This is a genomic window from Candidatus Woesearchaeota archaeon (genome assembly GCA_018675335.1).
In the GTDB taxonomy this organism is placed as follows: domain Archaea; phylum Nanobdellota; class Nanobdellia; order Woesearchaeales; family UBA11576; genus JABJCP01.
Window position 1 is genome coordinate 103572 of sequence record JABGYH010000007.1, and the last position, 18776, is coordinate 122347.

Below are 18776 nucleotides of genomic sequence, written 5' to 3' on the forward strand. Positions count from 1 at the left end.
TAAGAGTAAAAATTATGTTCAAAATTGGGTTTTATTATTAACATCCTGACATTCTCACCCTGCCAACTTAAAAAATCATCAAATATTTAACTCTAATTAATGTTAAATTACACAGATTTAACCCATCAAAAATAACGCTCTAAATTAGTTCTGCTGTTCATTTTAGAAAGCTTTTTAAAGAACTTCCAAATTTGTGTGAAGTTATATGCAGCAGTAGTCTAATGGTAGGATATCACCCTGCCAACCTTTAAATTGTGATATCAAAATGGTGTAAGCCAAATCATAATAAAGGGATAGAACGGTGGTGATTCGGGTTCGAGAATATATTATCAAAAAAATATTTGATATTTATCGAATGTCCCGGCTGCTGCATTTTTCAAACTTTTCAAACACAAATAATAATTAAAAGAGCCTGTAGCTTAGCCTGGTTGGAGCGCTGGTCTTATATGGCGGTGCTTCATACACTCTTAAGACAGCCAGTGGTCCGGGGTTCAAAAACAGAACTCGAAATATATCTGTGTTATTAATACCATACAGATCTCAGATTTCTGTGGAAATTCCCCGCAGGCTCATTTTTTTTAATAATCACATTTAATTCGACATTAATAACAAACCTGTTGATTAAGCATTAATTTGCTACCAATACGTAAACGTTATAAATGAGTCCAAATTTTTTAGCAAAAAAGCAAAATATCAAAAGATTATTTTGTTATAATACGCCCCGTTGGTGTAGTCCGGCCAATCATCCAGCCCTTTCGAGGCTGGGACTCGGGTTCGAATCCCGGACGGGGCACTCATCATCAAATTATGTAATTTAAAATTACAGATTACTCAATCATAAACCTATATTGGAGGTTAATTATCTCACATTTGTGGGTGAAGGAATTAGAATGAAAAGAAGCTCAAGACGTTGGAAGAAAAAAGGTCAAATGCGTTGGAAATGGCAACGTAAAAGAATGAAGAAAGAGAAGAGAAAGCGCGCTAAATCTAGATAAAGTTAGAATTTAGTTCTATTATTTTTTTGGAAGTTCATTACATACTAGTTTTGTTTATTTTACTAAACTTTTTATATGTAGGACTATTTTTGTAAGTAAATGGATAAAAAAATTTATTTTAAACTTGGTAAACATAACATCACAAGTCCCGTAGTTCTCGCGCCAATGCTAGGAGTTAATTGTAGCAGCTTTAGATTAATGTGTGCAGAATACGGCGCAGGACTAGTTTATACTGGAATGATTGATTGTGAAGAATTTGTCAAATTATCTAATTCTGATAAGAAAAAAAAATTAAACATATTAAAAAATGAACAACCTATTTCCGCCCAAATAATCGGCTCTGGAGGAGAAAATGTTGTAGAAACAGTTAAATTTTTAGATTCCCTCCCAGAAATTTCTGCAATTGATTTAAATTTTAGTTGTCCCATGCCTGAATTTTTATCTCGCAAAATGGGTGCATTTTTTTTGAAACATCCTGAACAAATAGGTAAAATGATTAACTCAGTTATGGATAATACTAACAAACCAATTAGTGCAAAAATAAGATTGGGCTGGGATAAACATGCAATTAATTGTGTTGACGTAAGCAAAATTTTGAAAGATTTTGGTGTTTGCGGAGTTGCAATTCACGGAAAAACTCGTCGAGAGGTGTATTCTGGCAGTGCAAATTGGGATCCAATTAAAACTGTTAAAAAAGAAGTTGGTTGTGATTCTTCTGATTCAAGCGAAGAATTTTTTGTTATTGGAAATGGAGATATTTGCAAACCAGGACATGTTAAATATTATCTTGAACGAGAATATTGCGATGCAGTAATGATTGGACGAGAAGCTAAAGGGAATCCCTTTCTTTTTCGTCGTTGTGTTGAATTAATGCACAAAGGACAAAATGTTTCCGAACCATCATTTAAACAAAAAAAAGATTTATTTTTAGACTTTTTAGATAAATACAAAAAATATGAAACTAAAATTAGACTTAGCGAAGTTAAAGATCATGCTAGTTGGTTTTTAAAAGGTTTTGGTAAAAAAAGATATTTAATGGACCGTGTCGATCGTGCAAAAACTTTTAATGATATTCTAGATATTGCACAAGATTGTTAAGTATTTTAAATTACTTTTTCTTCAGGAGTTGAAACACCAAATAACTTCCTAAATAAATTCAAGTATAATCCCATCGTTGGCCCAATTATAGGCGAAAGAATAGCCAAAGTTTTCATCCCCTCAACAATATGTTCCAAATTAAAACTTGAATCCTTCACACCAGTCAAATAATCAATCGCAGTACCAATTGTTAACGCAATAGAATAAACTGGAAGTTGAAATGTGTTAAATGAAATAAAATCAGTTATTGTTTTTTTTATTAATGGACTTTCTTTTTTTGTTTTAGTTTTTTTAAACACAAAATCTCGCCACAGACCATAAACTCCCCCAGTTAAAATATTTATTATCGATGCAGATGTTCTTGATGCCACAATTCCTGGAACTGCTAAACCTGCAACAATATCAATCCCAATTCCAACCCCTAAAGAATAAGTAAAACTTCCCACAGTATCAACTAAGCCCGCACGATAATATTTTTTAAAATTTAATTTTTTATAATGTTTAAATTTAAGTTGAGAATACCAGCTAATAATTTTTTTAAACGGATTTTTATCACGTTTAAACTGTCCATATGCTTTAACTTTCTTTGAAAGAAAATCTGTTGATTCCACAACATAAATATCCCTGCCCCACATATAACTATTTTTTTCTATTGAGTGTTTGTCCCCCGCCAGACATTTTTTTGGAAACAATTGTTCCATAAGTTGCGTTTCTTCAAAAGACATTTGAGTTAATGCACCACCACCTTTTTTTAAAATTTGTTTGAGCCAAATCTTACTCAATCTAGCTCGCGCACTAGCATTTTTTGGCTTTCCTGCAAAAATAAAAAAACTATCTTGTTCAGAAATAAATTCAGGATAACTTGTTTGAATTGTTTGTTCTAAATTCAAAACTTGTGATTTTGTAAATCCTTGAATAGTTTCACCCGCAGACAAATATTTGAATGCCTGTTTTAACTCATGAAACGATGTGTTCCTAATAGGATATAAACAAAGACAGGCTAAAACTTTAGCATCCGCATCAAATCTTTTAATTTTTATTCTTTGTTTCAAATCAGTTCCAGGTTCATCTTGTTTAGAATCGTAAATTGGCACGTATTTTTCTAAAAAGGGCGCACCTTTAATTGCATACGCACACACTTCATTTTTTTGTAAATCACCAAATGTTCTTGGAGCAGAATATTCAACTAGTTCTCGCAGCACAGTTTGATCTTGCCAATCTCGCATTTCTTGAAGCTCATCATCAATCTCCCCAGAATCACCCTGACCATAATTTATCCTAAAACAATCTTTAACAGCCACAATCCCTGGCAAAACAGAAACTTGACAGTACTTTTTTTGAAATGAATTTAATAAATCTTCAAGCACACCAATCATAGTTACTTTTTAGTAGTACTTTGTTATTAAATATTTTTATCAATAATTACCACTAAAATAGCAATATTTATAACTAAAGTTGCAATAAACAGTAAAATTATGTTATTAAACCCACCAATATCGAAATTAGATAAAATAGATAAATTAGATAATAAAGATAAATTAATATTATTTGAACTAGATCGAGCAGGAAGACAACCAATAAACGAATTAGCACGCAAAACTAGATTAAGTAGAGATGTTGTAAGATACAGGATAAAACAACTAGAAGAAAAAAAAGTAATTACTAACTACATAACACTCATTGATTTTACCAAATTAGGATATAGAATAGTAAGATTATATTTGAAACTTCAATCAACTACCAAAACCACCGAAACAGAAATGATAAACTTTTTTTCTAAAATGGATGAAGTTATTGTCTCATACCGCACAGATGGACATTACGACATAGCATTAGGATTTCTCGTAAACGATTTAAGAGATTATCAAAAAGCGTATGAACAAATACTAATTAAATATCGAAAATTTATTGTAGAAAAAAACTTCTGCGTATTCACAAACTTCATACACTATTTTAGAAATTACTTACTATTAGATTCACCCAAATCTAAAAAAGATTTTACTGAACTCACAACTGGAAGCTGGGAAAAATTTGATTATGACTTGATGGATTTAAAAATATTAAAAGAAATTTCAGAAAATGCACGCATGTCACTTAGAAATTTATCAACCACACTAAACACCCCATTAACAACAATAAAATATCGACTGAAACGACTAGAAAAAGAAAAAGTAATTGTTGCTTATCGGGCACTAATTGACTTCAATAAACTCGGATATAAATATTATAAAGTAGACTTAATTTTAGAAGATTTAAAAATAATACCGGGATTGCAAGAATACGTACGAAATAATCCAAACATAATTTATAGAGATGTGGCCGTCGGAGGAAGTGATTTTGAGTTTGATTGTGAACTCGCAAGCCAAGATAACTTTTACGAAATGATTGAAGAAATAAAACAACTTTTTCCCGGAAAAATTAGATCTTATTTTTATTATAAGTCGATAAAAATACACAAATATTTGTTCTTCCCAAAACTAATTATGAAACAAAATAAAATATAAAACAAAATATGAAATAATATTAATCATAAAACAAACTGAATGAAAAACTAACATAAATCATAAAATATAAAATAACACCAACCATAAAATATGAACTGACATTAATTATAACATAAAATATAGAAACTTAGTCAAGTCAAATCATCATTCAGGCAAATGAATATTTATTTCACCAAAATGATCTTGTTGGCGAAGACCAATTTTTTGAGAATTACTTAAATGAAGAAGAGGAATAAATGTAAGCACCTTATCCATCCTCTCCTCTGACGGACAAAGTTCAGTAAATGTTAACATTGAAGGAAAACTCTGATCCTCATCAAAGAACTCGCAAATCTTTTGATATAAATCAGTCATAATAACTGAAATATCCACTGTTTTTTTAGGAACATTAAACTTATGAGGTATGTCAATTTCTTTTAACACCCTCCTATGTGAAACATTAAGTGCAATTGAAAGTGCATCAACGAGATCATAAACCGACACTTTTCTTTTTCTTGGTTGCGGAGTTCTTGGAATTAATTTTAATTGTTCCTCTGCATTTTCTAATGTCACACCTTGCATATTCATAAGATCTTCTTCAGAATCATAAAGATCTGTTGAATCATCAGATGTTGCTAAAAGACGATCAAACTCCATCATATCAGAACCAACCAACCTATCAGATTTAATCTTGAGAAGAATTGCTGCTGCAAGAAGAACTTTACCTGAAACTCTTAGATTCATTTCAGTCATTTTTTTAACAAGAGTAATGTATTTATTTGCAAGCTCAGACACATCAACATCCCAAGGATCCATCTGTTCAGTTTTAATAAGCTCATAAAGTAAACTTTTCCAAGTAATCTCATCTTGCTCAGTTAGAATACTCATTAATTTATCATACATAGCGATTTAAAAGAAAAATAGTGTATTTAAAGGTTTCTATGGATTGTGAATTATTTTTTGAAATTGTGAATTGTTTCTAGAGAGTGTGAATTAAATAATACCCAGAATCTAATAAAAAAATTAAATAAATAAAAAGCACAATAAATAAAAAAAAGTACAATAAATAAAAAAAAGTACAATAAATAAGAAAACGTACAATAAATAAAAAATTGACTTAAAATAAAAAATGAGTGGGCCCGCCCGGACTCGAACCGGGGATCAATGCCTTTCATCGACAATCAAACTTTGGAATAAACCTAATTTTGATGTCTTGTAAGGGCACTGTCATAGCCACTAGACCACGGGCCCAAATAACTTAAAATAACTAAAAAAAAACGTTAAATTGGGATTTGACTTGTGTTTCATACAAGTATCTTGATTGCAACTGTTTAAAACGTAACTGCAATCAAATACACACAAATACAACAGTGTGTGCTTTTTCAAAAGAGATTATGACTCATTTATAAAATTAACGAAAAAAATCAGAATCAAACAAACAAGCTACAGACAATATGAGTTAATACACAGCAAATAACCAGTTTACACAGGGCCAGATAATTAGGCAAGATAAGCGTTTTTAATACTCCAAAGATAAGCCGTTTAAATAAAGCCAGATAAGCTTTTTTTATACACTATAGATAAGCTTTTTAAATGAGAGGTTTATCCTATAGAATTATGCATCTTTTAAAAACAGATTTTAATGGAAATCCCAATATTGGACTATATGGGTTTTGTACAGATGAATTTTGTCTAATTGGCATGGAAGTCAATGAAAACAAAGCTCAACAAATCTCAGAAGCACTCGGAGTTCCAGTACATAGAATAACCATGTGTGGAACATCACTAGTAGGCGTTTTTATTGCTGGAAACTCAAAAAAGATTTTAGTCCCAGGAATTGCATTTGATTCAGAACTTAAAAAATTAGACAAATTAGGAATTGATTATTCAATTATTAATACTAACTTAACTGCTCTTGGAAACAACATACTTTGTAACGAACAGGGCTGTTTAGTAAATCCAGATTTCTCTTCAGACGTTAAAAAAAGAATACGTGAAGCACTAATGGTTAGTTTAAAACCAGGAACAATTGCTGAACTCCCAACTGTTGGTTCACTTGCAATCGCAAACTCAAACTCCGGTTTGATTCATCCAGACATAACTGAAGAAGAATATGAAAAAGTAAGTTCATTATTATCTGTTAATTTTGAAACAGGAACAATAAATTTAGGATCTCCATTCTTAAAATCAGGCGTTCTTTGTAACAAAAACGGATTTGTTGTTGGTTCAATTAGTGGCGGACCAGAAATTGCGTGGATAGATGAAGCACTCGGATATTTAGAACAAAATAATTCCAAAAATAAATAAATGAATAATTAATTTAACAATAATAATTAATTTTATAATAATATTTAATAGCACAATAATGGTGAACATAATGTCAGACAATAAAGAAAATAACTCCCCCACACAAGAAGTTGGAAAGAGTCAAGAAGAATTACAAAAAATGTTACAATCAAAGTATATGGAATATCAAATGATTGAACAACAGATGAAACAAGCACAACAACAAGTGCAAAAAGTTGATTCTCAATTAGGCGAAATTCAAATCATAATTAAAGGATTAAAAGATTTACAAGAAAGTTCAAAAGATGACGAAATATTAGTTCCAATATCCAGCGGAATCTTTGTAAAAGGTAAAATTGAAAATCCTAATGATTTTTTAGTAAATGTTGGAAGCGGAATTATTGTAAACAAAAATTTTGAAGAAACTGTTTCATTACTTGAAGAACAGTTAGTTGAACTTGAAAAATTTAGAATTGAAGCTATGAATCAAGTACAACAAATGGCAATAAACTCTCAAAACCTCGAACAAGAACTTAAACTTATGATTGAAGATTCTTGAGCATAACATTATTAAAAAGTTATTTTGCACAAAATATTTTTTAAATCAAATTTATTAGATATATATTTATTTAATATTATTCAATAAAAAAGGTGATTAAATGTTTGGTTTTCTAAAAGATAAATTAAAAAAAGCTGTCAGCAAGTTAAGTAAAGATATTGAAGAAGAAGGTGACGATGCAGTTATCGAAACCACTGAAGTATCTGAAAAACTAGATGAAACTACTTCTGACGAAAAAGAAACAATTGATACAACTAGTTCTAAAACAGACATAAAACAGCCTGATGAATCTGAAAACGAGTTAAAAGACCAAGAAATCACAACAGATGATTCAACTCAAACAAATACTCCTACTGAAAAAGAAAAATCTGAAGAATTACCGGAAGAAAAAAAACCCGAAGAATTATCTGAAGAAAAAATTGAAGAAAAAAAAATCGAAGAACAAATAATTGAAAAAGAAGAAAGTTCAGATAAAGAAATCTCGGATGAAAAAGGTTTAGATAACGAACCAGTTTTAGTAGACACTGCAGAAAAAGAAAATGAAGAAACTCCTATTGAAACACCAAAAGAAAAACCAAAAAAGAAAGGATTTTTTGGACGCTTATTTGGTAAAAAAACAGACAATATTGAAACTGAGGATGTAGAAACAGACGACACAACTGATGAGACTAAAACTGATGATCTCACACAAACTGATTCTAAAGAAGATGACCTTGACGATAAATTTCGGAAAACTGCAGACGAAGTATCAGAAAAACTAGATGATGATATTTCTTACGATGATAAAATAGCACAAGAAATTGAAGAAACAGACGATTCAATGAAAGATTATCTTTCCAAAGACTTAGAAGAAGAAAAAGAAATTAAAGAAAAATTACAAGATTTAATGGATAAAACCGATGCGCGAGAAAAAGAAGAAGATGAATTTAGCACAGACTTAGACGATATTGAAAAAGATGATGAAGGACTTAGCGCAAATGAACTTGAAGATTCAGACAAAAAGCTAGATGAAAATATGGATGATGATTTACTAGTTGAAGAAAAGGAAAAAATAGAGATTCCTGATGAAAAAACTACCGACGTTGAAGAAAAAACACAAAAGTTTTCATCCGCACTTAAAGATGATGAAGCAGCAAAATTAGACCTAAAAGAAGACGATCAAGCTGACTTGGAAGTAGCTGAAGAAATTAGTGAAAAAAAAGAAAAAACAGGATTTTTTGGAAAACTAAAACAAAAAGTTGCGGCAAAGACATTATCCGAATCAAAATTTGAAGATTTATTTTTTGAACTTGAAATAACATTACTTGAAAATAATGTTGCAGTAGAAGTTATTGAAAAAATTAAAACAGATTTAAAAGAACGATTAGTCGATCATAAACTTAATCGATTTGAAATTGAAACAATAATTATGAGTACACTTAAAAAAAGCTTAAATGAAATACTAGATTTTGAGCCGTTTGATATTTTAGAAAAAGTTAAACATAAAAAACCATTCGTAATTACATTTGTTGGAGTTAATGGCTGTGGAAAAACAACAACCATCGCAAAACTTGCAAGATTCTTTCAATCACAACAATTAAAACCAGTACTAGTTGCAGCAGATACATTTAGAGCTGCAGCAATACAACAACTAGAAGAACATGCTAATCGCCTAGGTGTAAAAATGATCAAACATGATTATGGAAGTGATCCCGCAGCAGTAGCATTTGATGGAATAAAATATGCAGAATCAAAAGGTCTAGATGTAGTATTAATTGATACTGCAGGACGACTTCAATCAAACATAAACTTAATGGATGAAATGAAAAAAATCATGAGAGTTGCAAATCCAGATCTTAAAATTTTTATTGGAGAATCAATAACTGGAAATGACTGCGTAGAACAAGCAAAAAAATTCAATGAAGCAGTAGAATTTGATGGAATAGTCTTATCAAAAGCAGATGTTGATGAAAAAGGCGGAGCTGCAATTTCAGTTTCATATGTTACAGGAAAACCAGTACTATTCATCGGAACTGGACAATCATATAAAGACTTAGAATTATTTAGTCGTACAAAAATCATGAAAACATTAGGATTTTAAACATTAGTAGGACAATAACATCTATCAATCATAATAAATTTTATATATATCTCAAATATTTTCAAACTCATCAATAAAACCATAATTATGGGGTGGTATACTTGGATAAATTTAAAAAAGCATTTTTGCATCCGTTTCAAGACGTAAAGTCAGTGATCATAGGATGTTTGTTAAATATTTTACCAATAATTAATTTCTTCTCAACAGGATATATTGTTGAAGCAGGAAAACTAAGTTTAAAACACAAAAAAGCATTACCTAAATGGGAAAATTTTGGTCATTTATGGATCACAGGATTACTAGTATTTTTGTTCGGACTTATTTGGTCCATACCTGCATTAATTTTAACATTTTTATTTGTTGGAAAACAATTCGTTTCAATGCTTACCACAGGCAGTGCTTTTGAAATGCTCCCAGGATTTAGTTCGGGAATTGTTTTAGTTGCAATAGTTTTTGTGTTAACATTTTATTTAATGCCTGCCGCACTAATGAACTTTATTAAAAAAGGACACTTTGGCGCAGCATTTGAATTTAAAAAAATATTTTCAAAAGCTTTAACTGGAAAATATTTTGTCGTCTGGGCATTTTTTGTAGTAGTTTATTTTGTACTTTCATTTATTGCAAACTTAATTCCTTTCGCAAATATAGTTTTAGCACCTGCAGCAGGATATATTGCATACATGATCGGCGTTACTGCAATCGCACATGTATGGGACAAATTATAAAATTTTAGAAAGCTTAAATTAAATTTTTTATTTTTCTTTTCTTTGTTAATCAAATTCTATTTTATTATTATAAAAAACACCTTTGCTCAATGTAACCGGACGCCAAGTGTCATGAACGAGTTTTGCCTCCAACCAATCTGCTAATTCTTGTTCATTACCAATAGTTGCGCTGAGACCCACAATTTGAAGACCCACAATTAATTGTTTTAGAAGAGTTATAAGAATCTCCAATGTTGGACCTCGCCTTGGCTCATTTAAAAGATGTATTTCATCAATTACCACAACACCCACTTCTTTAATCCAAGGAGTCCTGTGACGAATTAATGAATCTAACTTTTCAGATGTACAAATAATTAAATCATATTTTGCAAGATGAGAATCCGATGCGTCAAGATCACCTATTGATAATGCTATTTGAAACTTATCAGCATACTTTTTTTTAAATTCTTTATACTTCTCTGATGCTAGCGCCTTTAATGGGACAATATATATCGCCTTAGAATGTTTTTCTAAAACTGCATTAAGAATTGCCAGCTCACCCACCAAAGTCTTACCAGATGCAGTAGGCGTGCAAACTAAAAGATTCTTTTTTTGGAAAAGACCTGCAGCGATAGATTTTTTCTGAGAAGGACGAAACTCCACAATGTTTTGATCCTTAATTATATCAAAAATTCTTTTTGGCATTAACTTTTTTTCTGCATCCATTTTTAAAATTTATAAAAAATTTTAGAGTTTAATAAACTTAGTCTATGAAGAAGATGTTTTTAAATAATTTGGTTGGAAGTTATAGAAATTTTAAAGAGTTTATATTCTTTTTCACCCTAAACTGATGGTGAAAACACCTCTTTTCCCCTAACCGCTATTGTTTAGAACAACAAACTTTAAAAAAGACTGTTTAATATAATAGAATGTAAGTTTTAACGCCAAAAAAGCTTAGATTCGGAGAGCAATCTCCTCTTTTTGTTTTTTGAGTATGCGAAAAGGATTGAAAGATCTTTTTTTCGCTCAAAATTCATTTTTAGATGTTTTTTTGATCTTAGGCGAGTTAAAATGGCTTTGAATTATATTTATAATTTTATTTTAATCAATTCAAAAATCAATAACTTAATTTGAAAACAAGCATAAACACACCAAATAAATTTCATAATTAATTTAAATAAAAGGTTTAATAAAAATGGCACATACACTACCCAAAGTTTATTTTTCTGTTGAAGAAGGATTTCAAAATTATCCTGAAGAGTTTTATAGAACAAGTAGAAGAATTTTATCAAAACTGAGCGATATAACTGACTTGTTTCTTGTAGTTCCAGGAGACTACAATTTAGAAAAAGGCACAATAAAAAAAGCATTTCGATTTCTTAGTCCAACACAATTACAACAAATTTTAGGCGAACATCAACCTGAAGGAGATATGTTCATAATTTATGGAGATGAAACTTCAAAAAATATAGGGTTAGAATTTGCAAAAAGACAATACCAATTTCTTCAAAATCTTAAGTCCGAAGGTGCGTTTAAACAATTTTTAAACGAACCTGAAACTGAAGAAGCAACTCTAAAAGATCGCCTAGTAGAATTATCAAAAGATCCTTCTTTAAACATAGCTGAAACTATTAGATATACTTCAAGAGATCAAACGAAAAGATTAATTCAAAAATATGGAGGACAAATTATTCTTAAACCAATTTTTGGTTGCAGAGGTTCAGGAGTAACTATTGTAACTTCACTAGATGATTTATTTGCTCAAGTTAATTCTGAAGATGAATTAAAACGAGATTACATACTTCAAGAACCGCTAGATGGATCAGAAGTTAGAGTTGTACTTCTTGATGACCAATTGCTTTGTTCTAGAGTACACCATAACAGAAAAACTCCTTGGGACACAACCAGATCACAAACAACTTATGACCACTCCCCGACCACCGATGAATTAGAAATCACATCAAGAATATCCACCCAGGTTGGTGCATATCTGATCGGAGTTGATTTTATTGGACCTAAAGTTAATGAAATCAATGGAACTGGAACTGGTTTAGTAATTTATGATCATACGGGAAATTTAATTTATGATAAAACTGACGAATTCGTACGCCATGTCATGAGTACAATTCAAGAGGATCACCAAACATGAACGAAAAAATATTAATTTGTGGCGCAGGACAAGGAGGGCATGCAATTGCGGGCTATGCTGCAACATTAGGAAATGAAGTTAGTTTATACACTCACACCCCAAAAAAAGCAGAAATTATTTCTTCTAACGGCAACAAAATTAAATTAACAGGAATACTAGACGGTGAAGCGCAATTAAGAAGTATAACCACCAACCTCCAAGAAGCAGTTTCAGATAATAAATATATTTTCATAATTACCGATGCAACAGTTCATAAATACTATGCAGAAAGACTAGCACCAATCTTAACAGATCAACAAGTTATGTTAATTTCTCCAGGAATTGGAGGAGCACTTGAATTTTTAAATTTAGTTAATTCAATAAATCCTGATGCCAACATAGGAGTTAGTGAAACAGATACATTAGTTTACGCGTGCAAAGTTCCAGAAATAGGAACTTCATATATTAAAACAGAAAAAAAAAGCATAATTTATTCTTCAGTTCCTAATGCGGAAGGAATTGCTGGACTTTTAAATGAACTGTATCCTCAATTTGAAGATGTAGGAAATCCTTTAATGGGCTTAGATGATAGTCCAGTATTTCATATTGTTGGAATGTTATATAATGCACACAGAATTTTAAATAAAGAAGATTTTAATTTTTATATTGGTGGAACGACAGAAGAAAGTGCAGAAATAATGGAAGAAATGGATGCTGAAAGATGCGAGGTTGCCCGCGCAGTAGGAATTGAACCTAGAACTGTGCGTGAATGGTTAAACATCGCTTATGGCGTTGAAATGAGTTCTTTATTTAACATGATACATGCGACACCCCCATACCAAAACACTCCTGAAATTCCAAATAGATCTCCTGCCCCAAAAACTCTCTTTCACAGATATTTGTTAGAAGAGATTCCTTTAAGAGCAGTTCCAACAGTTAGCATAGCAAGAATATTTGATATTCCAACTCCCCGATATGAAGAAATGGTCGGTAGAGCAAGAGAATTAACTGGAATTGATTTTTGGAAAACTGGAAGAACTCTTGAAGATATGGGATTAACAGAGCAAGATATAAAAAGATGGACCAATTCACATACTTGGAGATGAAGTCTAATAGTCGAATAATCGCACCATCAAAAAAAATTTCTAAACACGAATTAATTAAGGGAATACAAAGATTACATAAAATAGGATTTATCCCAAAATATAATTCAGATATTACTAGTTCAGATATTTATTTTGCAGGCACTTTGCAACGTCGTGTATTAGAAATCGAAACTGCACTTTTAGAAGTAAAAAATCCATTTATTTTTTGCGCTCGCGGAGGATATGCTTCTATGGAACTTCTCTCACACATTAATCCGAAGCTAATAAAAAAATCAAAAAAAACAATCATAGGCCATAGCGATATTACAGCATTACTCCTCGGTTTTTATAAAAAAGGATTTCAAGGCAATTTAATACACGGACCTAATATTTGCACTAAAAACTGGATTGAAAATTCAGTATCAGAAAAGTTATTAATTGATTGTTTAACAAATAAACCATACAAAATTAATTTAAAAAATCACACCCACATTTTAAATGAAAAAAGTTTTAATGGACACATAATAGGGGGAAATTTAAGAATTATTTGCCACATGATTGGCACAGAATATGAAATTGATACTAACAAAAAAATATTATTTTTAGAAGATGTTAACGAAAGACCTGCCGCAATATATAATATGTTACTTCACCTAAAATTGGCAGGAAAGTTAAAAAATATTAAAGCATTACTTATAGGAAATTTTCAAAAATCAAGAAATTATTTAAAATTACTAGAAAAATTTATCAAAACTCTTAAAATACCAATTATTTATGAGCTTAGATTAGGCCACCAAAATAATATAATACCCATAAGGCTAGGAGATTATGTTCATTATAATACCTTAACAAAAAATTTATCTTTTAAAAACAATAAACAAACAAAAAAATAAATAATTTTTAAATATGTGTGATATTCATGAAACCATATAAACAAACAACGAGGTATACATCTGCGAGTAGTGCTCTATTGATGGTGTTGAATCACTTTGATTCTAAGTTTGAGTTAAGTCGCGATAACGAATTTTGGATTTGGCAGAGAAGTGCCACTCTTCCTACAAGAGGATCTTCCATATATGCGCTTGGGACTTTGGCTGCAAAAAAAGGAATTTCTGTATCCATTATTGTGGAAGAACCAGAATATAAATTTCCAGGATATAGATTTAAAGCATACAAGAAAAAAGAAATTGATGTTGCCAATTTTCGTTCAGAATTATTTTACAAACAAGCAACCAAAGAAAATATTAAAATTGAAGAAAGAGATTTTGAATTAACTGAAGTTAAAGACTTACTTTGTCAAGGAAAATTGTTAATGGTTAGATTAATAGTTGGAATTTTAAGACAAAGTAAATTAAATAGACGAAATCCACATTATGTTTTAATTACAAATTATGATTCTGATAAAAAAGAATTTAAAATAATTGATACTCGAAAAGGAAAATTAAAAATTTCTGAAGAACTAATGATTGAAGCTTTTGAAACAGTACATACCTGCAAAAGAGATAATAGAATGATCATATTTGGATAAAATATATTTTTAACTTATGTGTGCGAATCATTATTTCTTTTTTCTTACGTTTTTAGAAATTGTTTTTACTTTTAATTTATTAGAAGTTATTTTTTTGAACTTTACATTTTTTTTAACAACTTTTACTAAATCATTTTGCACCAAACCATTTGATGCTATTAATTGCGAAGTATTAACTGTTGCAGATTTTCCTTTAAAATCACTCACACTTCCCCCTGATTCAGTTACAATTAATAATCCTGCCGCAATATCCCAACTATTAATACCATGCATAATACACCCATCCAGTCTTCCCGCACCAACATATGCAAGTTCTAATGCCGCAGAACCTAACCTGCGAATTCTTAATTTATGTTTAATTAAATCAGAATAAATATTTACGGCTTCACGAGTTTCTTTATGGGTTTTTCTATGACCTAAATCAAGAACAGTTCCTTTTAGTGTTTTTGCACGCGACACTCTAATTGGTTTTCCATTTAATTCTGCGCCTTTGCCTTTTTCTGCACAAAACATCTCTTTAGTGTAAGGATTAAAAACAACTGCAACAACACTTTCATTATTTACTACAAGACCAATTGACACATTAAAATAAGGAAGTTGAATTTTATAATTGGTTGTTCCGTCGATAGGATCAATAAACCACACATGATCCGAACTTAAATTTGTACACCCAAATTCTTCACCACAAAAACCATGATCAGGAAATTCTTTTAAAATAATTTGTTTAATCTTTTTTTCAGATGCTTTGTCTGCATTGCTCACCAAAGAATCATCGTTTTTAAATTCAAATGTTGCACAACCATAATTTTTTAGAATTATTTTTCCTGCAGCACGTGCTGCTTTAATTGCAACTTTTAATAATTTTGATTTCTTCATTTGTATGATCTCTAATTTTTGTGTTTTTTATTAAATTTAATGTAAACTATTGTTAAATATAAATTAAAATAAAGGATATGACATCTCATTAGGAATTGGAAGATCCATTAATTTAAGAATCGTCGGTGCAACATTTGCAATACTACTTTTTTTCTTAGTTAATTTTATGTTATTATTTGAAAATTTATTATTTTCTTCAAGGATTAAAATTAAAGGAACTTTATTTGTAGTATGACTTGTTTTATGAACTCCTGCCATTTCTTCAGCATTGCCATGATCTGCAGTAACAATTATATTGTAATTATTTAATTTTGCAACTTTCATTACTTTTTCTAAACAAGCATCAGTTATTTGAACTGCATTAATTGCAGCATCAAGATATCCTGTGTGTCCAACCATATCCGGATTTGAAAAATTTATTAAAATAAAATCTTGAGACTTATTTTTAATTTGTGAAACTACCTTTTTAGTTATTTCATTTGCTCTCATTTGAGGAGTTTCATCATAAGTTTTAACTTTGCGACTAGGAATAATTATTCGATCTTCTTTTTTGAATGGAGTTTCTTTTCCCCCATTAAAGAAAAAAGTAACATGCGCATATTTTTCCGTTTCAGCAATCCTTAATTGAGATTTATTATTTTTAAATAAAATTTCACCCAAAGTGTTTTTAGGCAAGGAAGGAGGAAACGCCACAGGTGCTTTAATTTTTTTATCATATTGAGCAAGACACACAAAATCAAGATCGAAAATCTTTTTTCGTTTAAACTCAAGAAATTTTCCTTGAACAAACGCTTTGGTTATTTCTCTTGCGCGATCTCCTCTGAAATTAAAAAATATCATCGAGTCATTTTTATCAACTGTTGAATTATCAGTTATTGTTGGAGGAATAAACTCATCAGTAATTCCTTTTTTATAAAAATCTTTTATTAAATTTTTAATCTGTTTAATTGACATAAATCCAGGATGTTTTTTACGATGATCTTTTTTACTCACCAAGGATTCATACGCCCTATGTTCTCTGTGCCACCTATGATCCCTATCCATACCATAATACCTGCCAATAATTGTTGAAATTACTACTTTAATTTTTAAAGTGCGTAATTTTTTTCCTAATAAATCAAAATATTTTAAAGCGCTCATTGGAGGTACATCTCTACCGTCGAGAATAGGGTGAAAATAAACCGTTTTAATCCCTTTTGACCCCATTAATTTTAGAATTGCGAATAAATGATTAATGTGTGCATGAACTCCTGCATCACTAAATAAACCCAACAAATGCATTTTACTTTTATTTTTTTTAACGTGCGTAATTGATTTAAGAAGTGCTTTATTTTTGAAAAATGAACCATTTTTAATTGACCTATTAATTAAAACTAATTCTTGAGGAATTACTCTTCCAGCACCAAGATGAAGATGACCTACTTCACTATTTCCAATTACTGATTTTGGGAGCCCAACACTTGGCCCACTTGCGTCAAGTAACATATGAGAATTTTTTTTCCAAAGAGAATCAAAACAAGGAGTTTTAGCTTTTTGAATCGCATTATTTACTTGGCTAGTTCTTATTCCCCAACCGTCCAGAACAATTAGCACAGATTTGGAACTAGAATTTATTTTAGACTGCCCGCGCTTAGAACTCTGTTTAGTTGTCATTTTCACCTCTACAAATATTTGAAACGATTAAATAAAAAAATAAAAAATTAAATAAAATAAATATTTTAACTTAATCTTATAACCATTACATTAAATTATAACAATGATGCGAACACTTCAAATTTTTGTTCCCTATAACTAATTAATGTGTCATAATTTTTAACTCGATCTTTAAATTCAAGACGGATCTTACGAATAGTGTCATGAAATCCCTTTTGATTTCTAGCAACAACTTTTAACACAATATTATAATCCCCCATTGTTTTCATTGCACGAACAATATTTGGGTGCATCCTTACAAGTTGCTTGAATTTCATCTCATCTTCTTTAGTCATGTATTTCATATTCAAAAATAAAGTATAAAATTGATATCCTATTAAAGACCAGTTAATGATTGTGCTAAATTGTTGAATTACGCCTTTGTCCACTAGTTTTTTAATTCGGTAATTAACAGTATCTGCACTGACACTTAATTTTTCAGCTAACGCATATAATGATTCCCTGCCATTTTTTGCGAGAAGATTCATTAAATTCCTATCAGTTTCATCCAATTTAATATCATCTTGCCCTAATTCTTTATGCTTTTTTGGTTTATCCAAATTTTCGATTTCAGGTGGCTCTTCAATTTTTTGTTTTACAAATTCTCTTGGTATGTTAACATAGGAATAATTTTTGATAACATGAAAAATTTCCATATTTTCAACTAGATCAGAAAACTTTGTTAAAAAATCATTTAATACTTCATCAAATTCATCAACAGTTTTAGAATAAACCGCCAATTCAAGCTCCCATTTATCACTATATTCTATAATATTTAGAAAATTAGGATTTTTTTTAAGATAATCAAATAATTCTTTTTCTTTGCTTGACTCTAATTCGACAATTTGCAAATATACCTTAAAATGCTTATAATCAAATAAAGAATATTTAGATAAAATTGTGAATTTTTGTATAACTCCTAATTCTTGCATGCGATTAATTCTATACCTAACTGCATCTCGTGATAACATCACTTTTTTTGCAAGCTCAGAAAATGTTAAACGACAATTATTAACTAACAACCCAATAATTTTCCTATCTTTTAGGTCGAGCTTAGGAAGCTCAGAAACTTCATCCAGTATTCTTGTTACAACCATTTTAGATATTTTAAAATTTATTATTATTTAAAACTTACGATTTAATTAGCTAATTATGTGAAAACTTAATTAAATCACTAATCAAACTCAAGAATAATAAGAAAAATAAGTAAACTGATAAAACTAAGAAAAATAAGACAACTAATAAAAATAAGAAAACTCAAA

At 30.2% G+C, this 18776-nt stretch carries 14 protein-coding genes, 4 tRNA genes and 1 pseudogene; 12 read left to right on the top strand and 7 right to left on the bottom strand.

The annotated features are described in order from the left end of the window. Nucleotides 1-207: 207 nt before the first annotated feature. From HN587_04800 to HN587_04815, 4 genes are all read left to right on the top strand, one after another. Nucleotides 208-372, top strand: a tRNA-Gly gene (locus HN587_04800). Between the two features lie 36 nt (nt 373-408). Continuing rightward, nucleotides 409-572, top strand: a tRNA-Ile gene (locus HN587_04805). 146 nt (nt 573-718) lie between these two features. After that, nucleotides 719-793 (top strand) — tRNA-Glu (locus HN587_04810). A gap of 301 nt (nt 794-1094) precedes the next feature. Further along, nucleotides 1095-2093, top strand: a complete 999-nt coding sequence (locus HN587_04815; protein ID MBT7903160.1) for a hypothetical protein — start codon at nt 1095-1097, stop codon at nt 2091-2093. A gap of 5 nt (nt 2094-2098) precedes the next feature. Here the strand turns inward: HN587_04815 and alaE are convergent, their stop codons facing one another. After that, nucleotides 2099-3469: an L-alanine exporter AlaE gene (gene alaE, locus HN587_04820; protein MBT7903161.1), complete on the bottom strand. Its 1371-nt coding sequence runs from the start codon at nt 3467-3469 to the stop codon at nt 2099-2101. 99 nt (nt 3470-3568) lie between these two features. Between alaE and HN587_04825 the strand changes: the two genes are divergently transcribed. Then, nucleotides 3569-4597 carry an Lrp/AsnC family transcriptional regulator gene (locus HN587_04825; GenBank protein MBT7903162.1) on the top strand — a complete coding sequence of 343 codons (1029 nt, stop codon included), beginning with the start codon at nt 3569-3571 and terminating at the stop codon, nt 4595-4597. 144 nt (nt 4598-4741) lie between these two features. On the opposite strand, the gene HN587_04830 is transcribed toward HN587_04825, so the two are convergent. Further along, nucleotides 4742-5479 (bottom strand): segregation/condensation protein A, encoded by a 738-nt coding sequence (locus HN587_04830; GenBank protein MBT7903163.1) that lies wholly within the window; start codon nt 5477-5479, stop codon nt 4742-4744. Nucleotides 5480-5710: 231 nt separating this feature from the next. Continuing rightward, nucleotides 5711-5827, bottom strand: a tRNA-Val gene (locus HN587_04835). 366 nt (nt 5828-6193) lie between these two features. Here HN587_04835 and HN587_04840 point away from each other — a divergent pair. The 3 genes from HN587_04840 (at nt 6194) to ftsY (ending at nt 9501) form a co-directional block, all read left to right on the top strand. Beyond that, on the top strand, nt 6194-6883 hold the full coding sequence (locus HN587_04840) for a translation initiation factor IF-6 (GenBank protein MBT7903164.1): 690 nt from the start codon (nt 6194-6196) through the stop codon (nt 6881-6883). Between the two features lie 70 nt (nt 6884-6953). Further along, nucleotides 6954-7421, top strand: a complete 468-nt coding sequence (gene pfdA, locus HN587_04845; GenBank protein MBT7903165.1) for a prefoldin subunit alpha — start codon at nt 6954-6956, stop codon at nt 7419-7421. Nucleotides 7422-7521: 100 nt separating this feature from the next. Further along, on the top strand, nt 7522-9501 hold the full coding sequence (gene ftsY / locus HN587_04850; GenBank protein ID MBT7903166.1) for a signal recognition particle-docking protein FtsY: 1980 nt from the start codon (nt 7522-7524) through the stop codon (nt 9499-9501). A gap of 598 nt (nt 9502-10099) precedes the next feature. On the opposite strand, the pseudogene HN587_04855 reads toward ftsY, so the two are convergent. Beyond that, nucleotides 10100-10910, bottom strand: a pseudogene (locus tag HN587_04855) (DEAD/DEAH box helicase). Nucleotides 10911-11400: 490 nt separating this feature from the next. Here HN587_04855 and HN587_04860 point away from each other — a divergent pair. The 4 genes from HN587_04860 to HN587_04875 are packed head-to-tail and all read left to right on the top strand — an operon-like array spanning nt 11401 to nt 14946. After that, nucleotides 11401-12354, top strand: coding sequence for a hypothetical protein (locus tag HN587_04860; GenBank protein ID MBT7903167.1), 954 nt, complete (start codon nt 11401-11403; stop codon nt 12352-12354). Further along, nucleotides 12351-13439, top strand: coding sequence for a hypothetical protein (locus HN587_04865; GenBank protein ID MBT7903168.1), 1089 nt, complete (start codon nt 12351-12353; stop codon nt 13437-13439). The genes HN587_04860 and HN587_04865 overlap by 4 nt, the downstream gene beginning before the upstream one ends. After that, entirely contained in the window at nt 13436-14311 is an 876-nt protein-coding gene (locus tag HN587_04870) for an LD-carboxypeptidase (GenBank protein MBT7903169.1), read from the top strand. Before HN587_04865 ends, HN587_04870 begins: the two co-directional genes overlap by 4 nt. Before the next feature lie 26 nt (nt 14312-14337). Next, the gene (locus HN587_04875) at nt 14338-14946 is read left to right on the top strand and encodes a hypothetical protein (GenBank protein ID MBT7903170.1); all 609 of its coding nucleotides are present in this window, start codon (nt 14338-14340) and stop codon (nt 14944-14946) included. Between the two features lie 30 nt (nt 14947-14976). On the opposite strand, the gene HN587_04880 is transcribed toward HN587_04875, so the two are convergent. The 3 genes from HN587_04880 to HN587_04890 form a co-directional block, all read right to left on the bottom strand. After that, the gene (locus tag HN587_04880; protein ID MBT7903171.1) at nt 14977-15822 is read right to left on the bottom strand and encodes an inositol monophosphatase; all 846 of its coding nucleotides are present in this window, start codon (nt 15820-15822) and stop codon (nt 14977-14979) included. Between the two features lie 63 nt (nt 15823-15885). Further along, on the bottom strand, nt 15886-17475 hold the full coding sequence (locus tag HN587_04885; GenBank protein ID MBT7903172.1) for a 2,3-bisphosphoglycerate-independent phosphoglycerate mutase: 1590 nt from the start codon (nt 17473-17475) through the stop codon (nt 15886-15888). Nucleotides 17476-17570: 95 nt separating this feature from the next. Further along, nucleotides 17571-18611: an Lrp/AsnC family transcriptional regulator gene (locus HN587_04890; GenBank protein ID MBT7903173.1), complete on the bottom strand. Its 1041-nt coding sequence runs from the start codon at nt 18609-18611 to the stop codon at nt 17571-17573. Nucleotides 18612-18776: the final 165 nt, after the last annotated feature.

Coding starts and splice junctions, on each gene's coding strand:
- HN587_04870 (MBT7903169.1), top strand. CDS start 13,436: ATGAAGTCTAATAGTCGAATAATCGCACCATCAAAAAAAATTTCTAAA.
- pfdA (MBT7903165.1), top strand. CDS start 6,954: ATGTCAGACAATAAAGAAAATAACTCCCCCACACAAGAAGTTGGAAAG.
- HN587_04815 (MBT7903160.1), top strand. CDS start 1,095: ATGGATAAAAAAATTTATTTTAAACTTGGTAAACATAACATCACAAGT.
- HN587_04875 (MBT7903170.1), top strand. CDS start 14,338: ATGAAACCATATAAACAAACAACGAGGTATACATCTGCGAGTAGTGCT.
- HN587_04890 (MBT7903173.1), bottom strand. CDS start 18,611: ATGGTTGTAACAAGAATACTGGATGAAGTTTCTGAGCTTCCTAAGCTC.
- HN587_04880 (MBT7903171.1), bottom strand. CDS start 15,822: ATGAAGAAATCAAAATTATTAAAAGTTGCAATTAAAGCAGCACGTGCT.
- HN587_04830 (MBT7903163.1), bottom strand. CDS start 5,479: ATGTATGATAAATTAATGAGTATTCTAACTGAGCAAGATGAGATTACT.
- HN587_04865 (MBT7903168.1), top strand. CDS start 12,351: ATGAACGAAAAAATATTAATTTGTGGCGCAGGACAAGGAGGGCATGCA.
- HN587_04840 (MBT7903164.1), top strand. CDS start 6,194: ATGCATCTTTTAAAAACAGATTTTAATGGAAATCCCAATATTGGACTA.
- HN587_04825 (MBT7903162.1), top strand. CDS start 3,569: ATGTTATTAAACCCACCAATATCGAAATTAGATAAAATAGATAAATTA.
- HN587_04885 (MBT7903172.1), bottom strand. CDS start 17,475: ATGACAACTAAACAGAGTTCTAAGCGCGGGCAGTCTAAAATAAATTCT.
- HN587_04860 (MBT7903167.1), top strand. CDS start 11,401: ATGGCACATACACTACCCAAAGTTTATTTTTCTGTTGAAGAAGGATTT.
- alaE (MBT7903161.1), bottom strand. CDS start 3,469: ATGATTGGTGTGCTTGAAGATTTATTAAATTCATTTCAAAAAAAGTAC.
- ftsY (MBT7903166.1), top strand. CDS start 7,522: ATGTTTGGTTTTCTAAAAGATAAATTAAAAAAAGCTGTCAGCAAGTTA.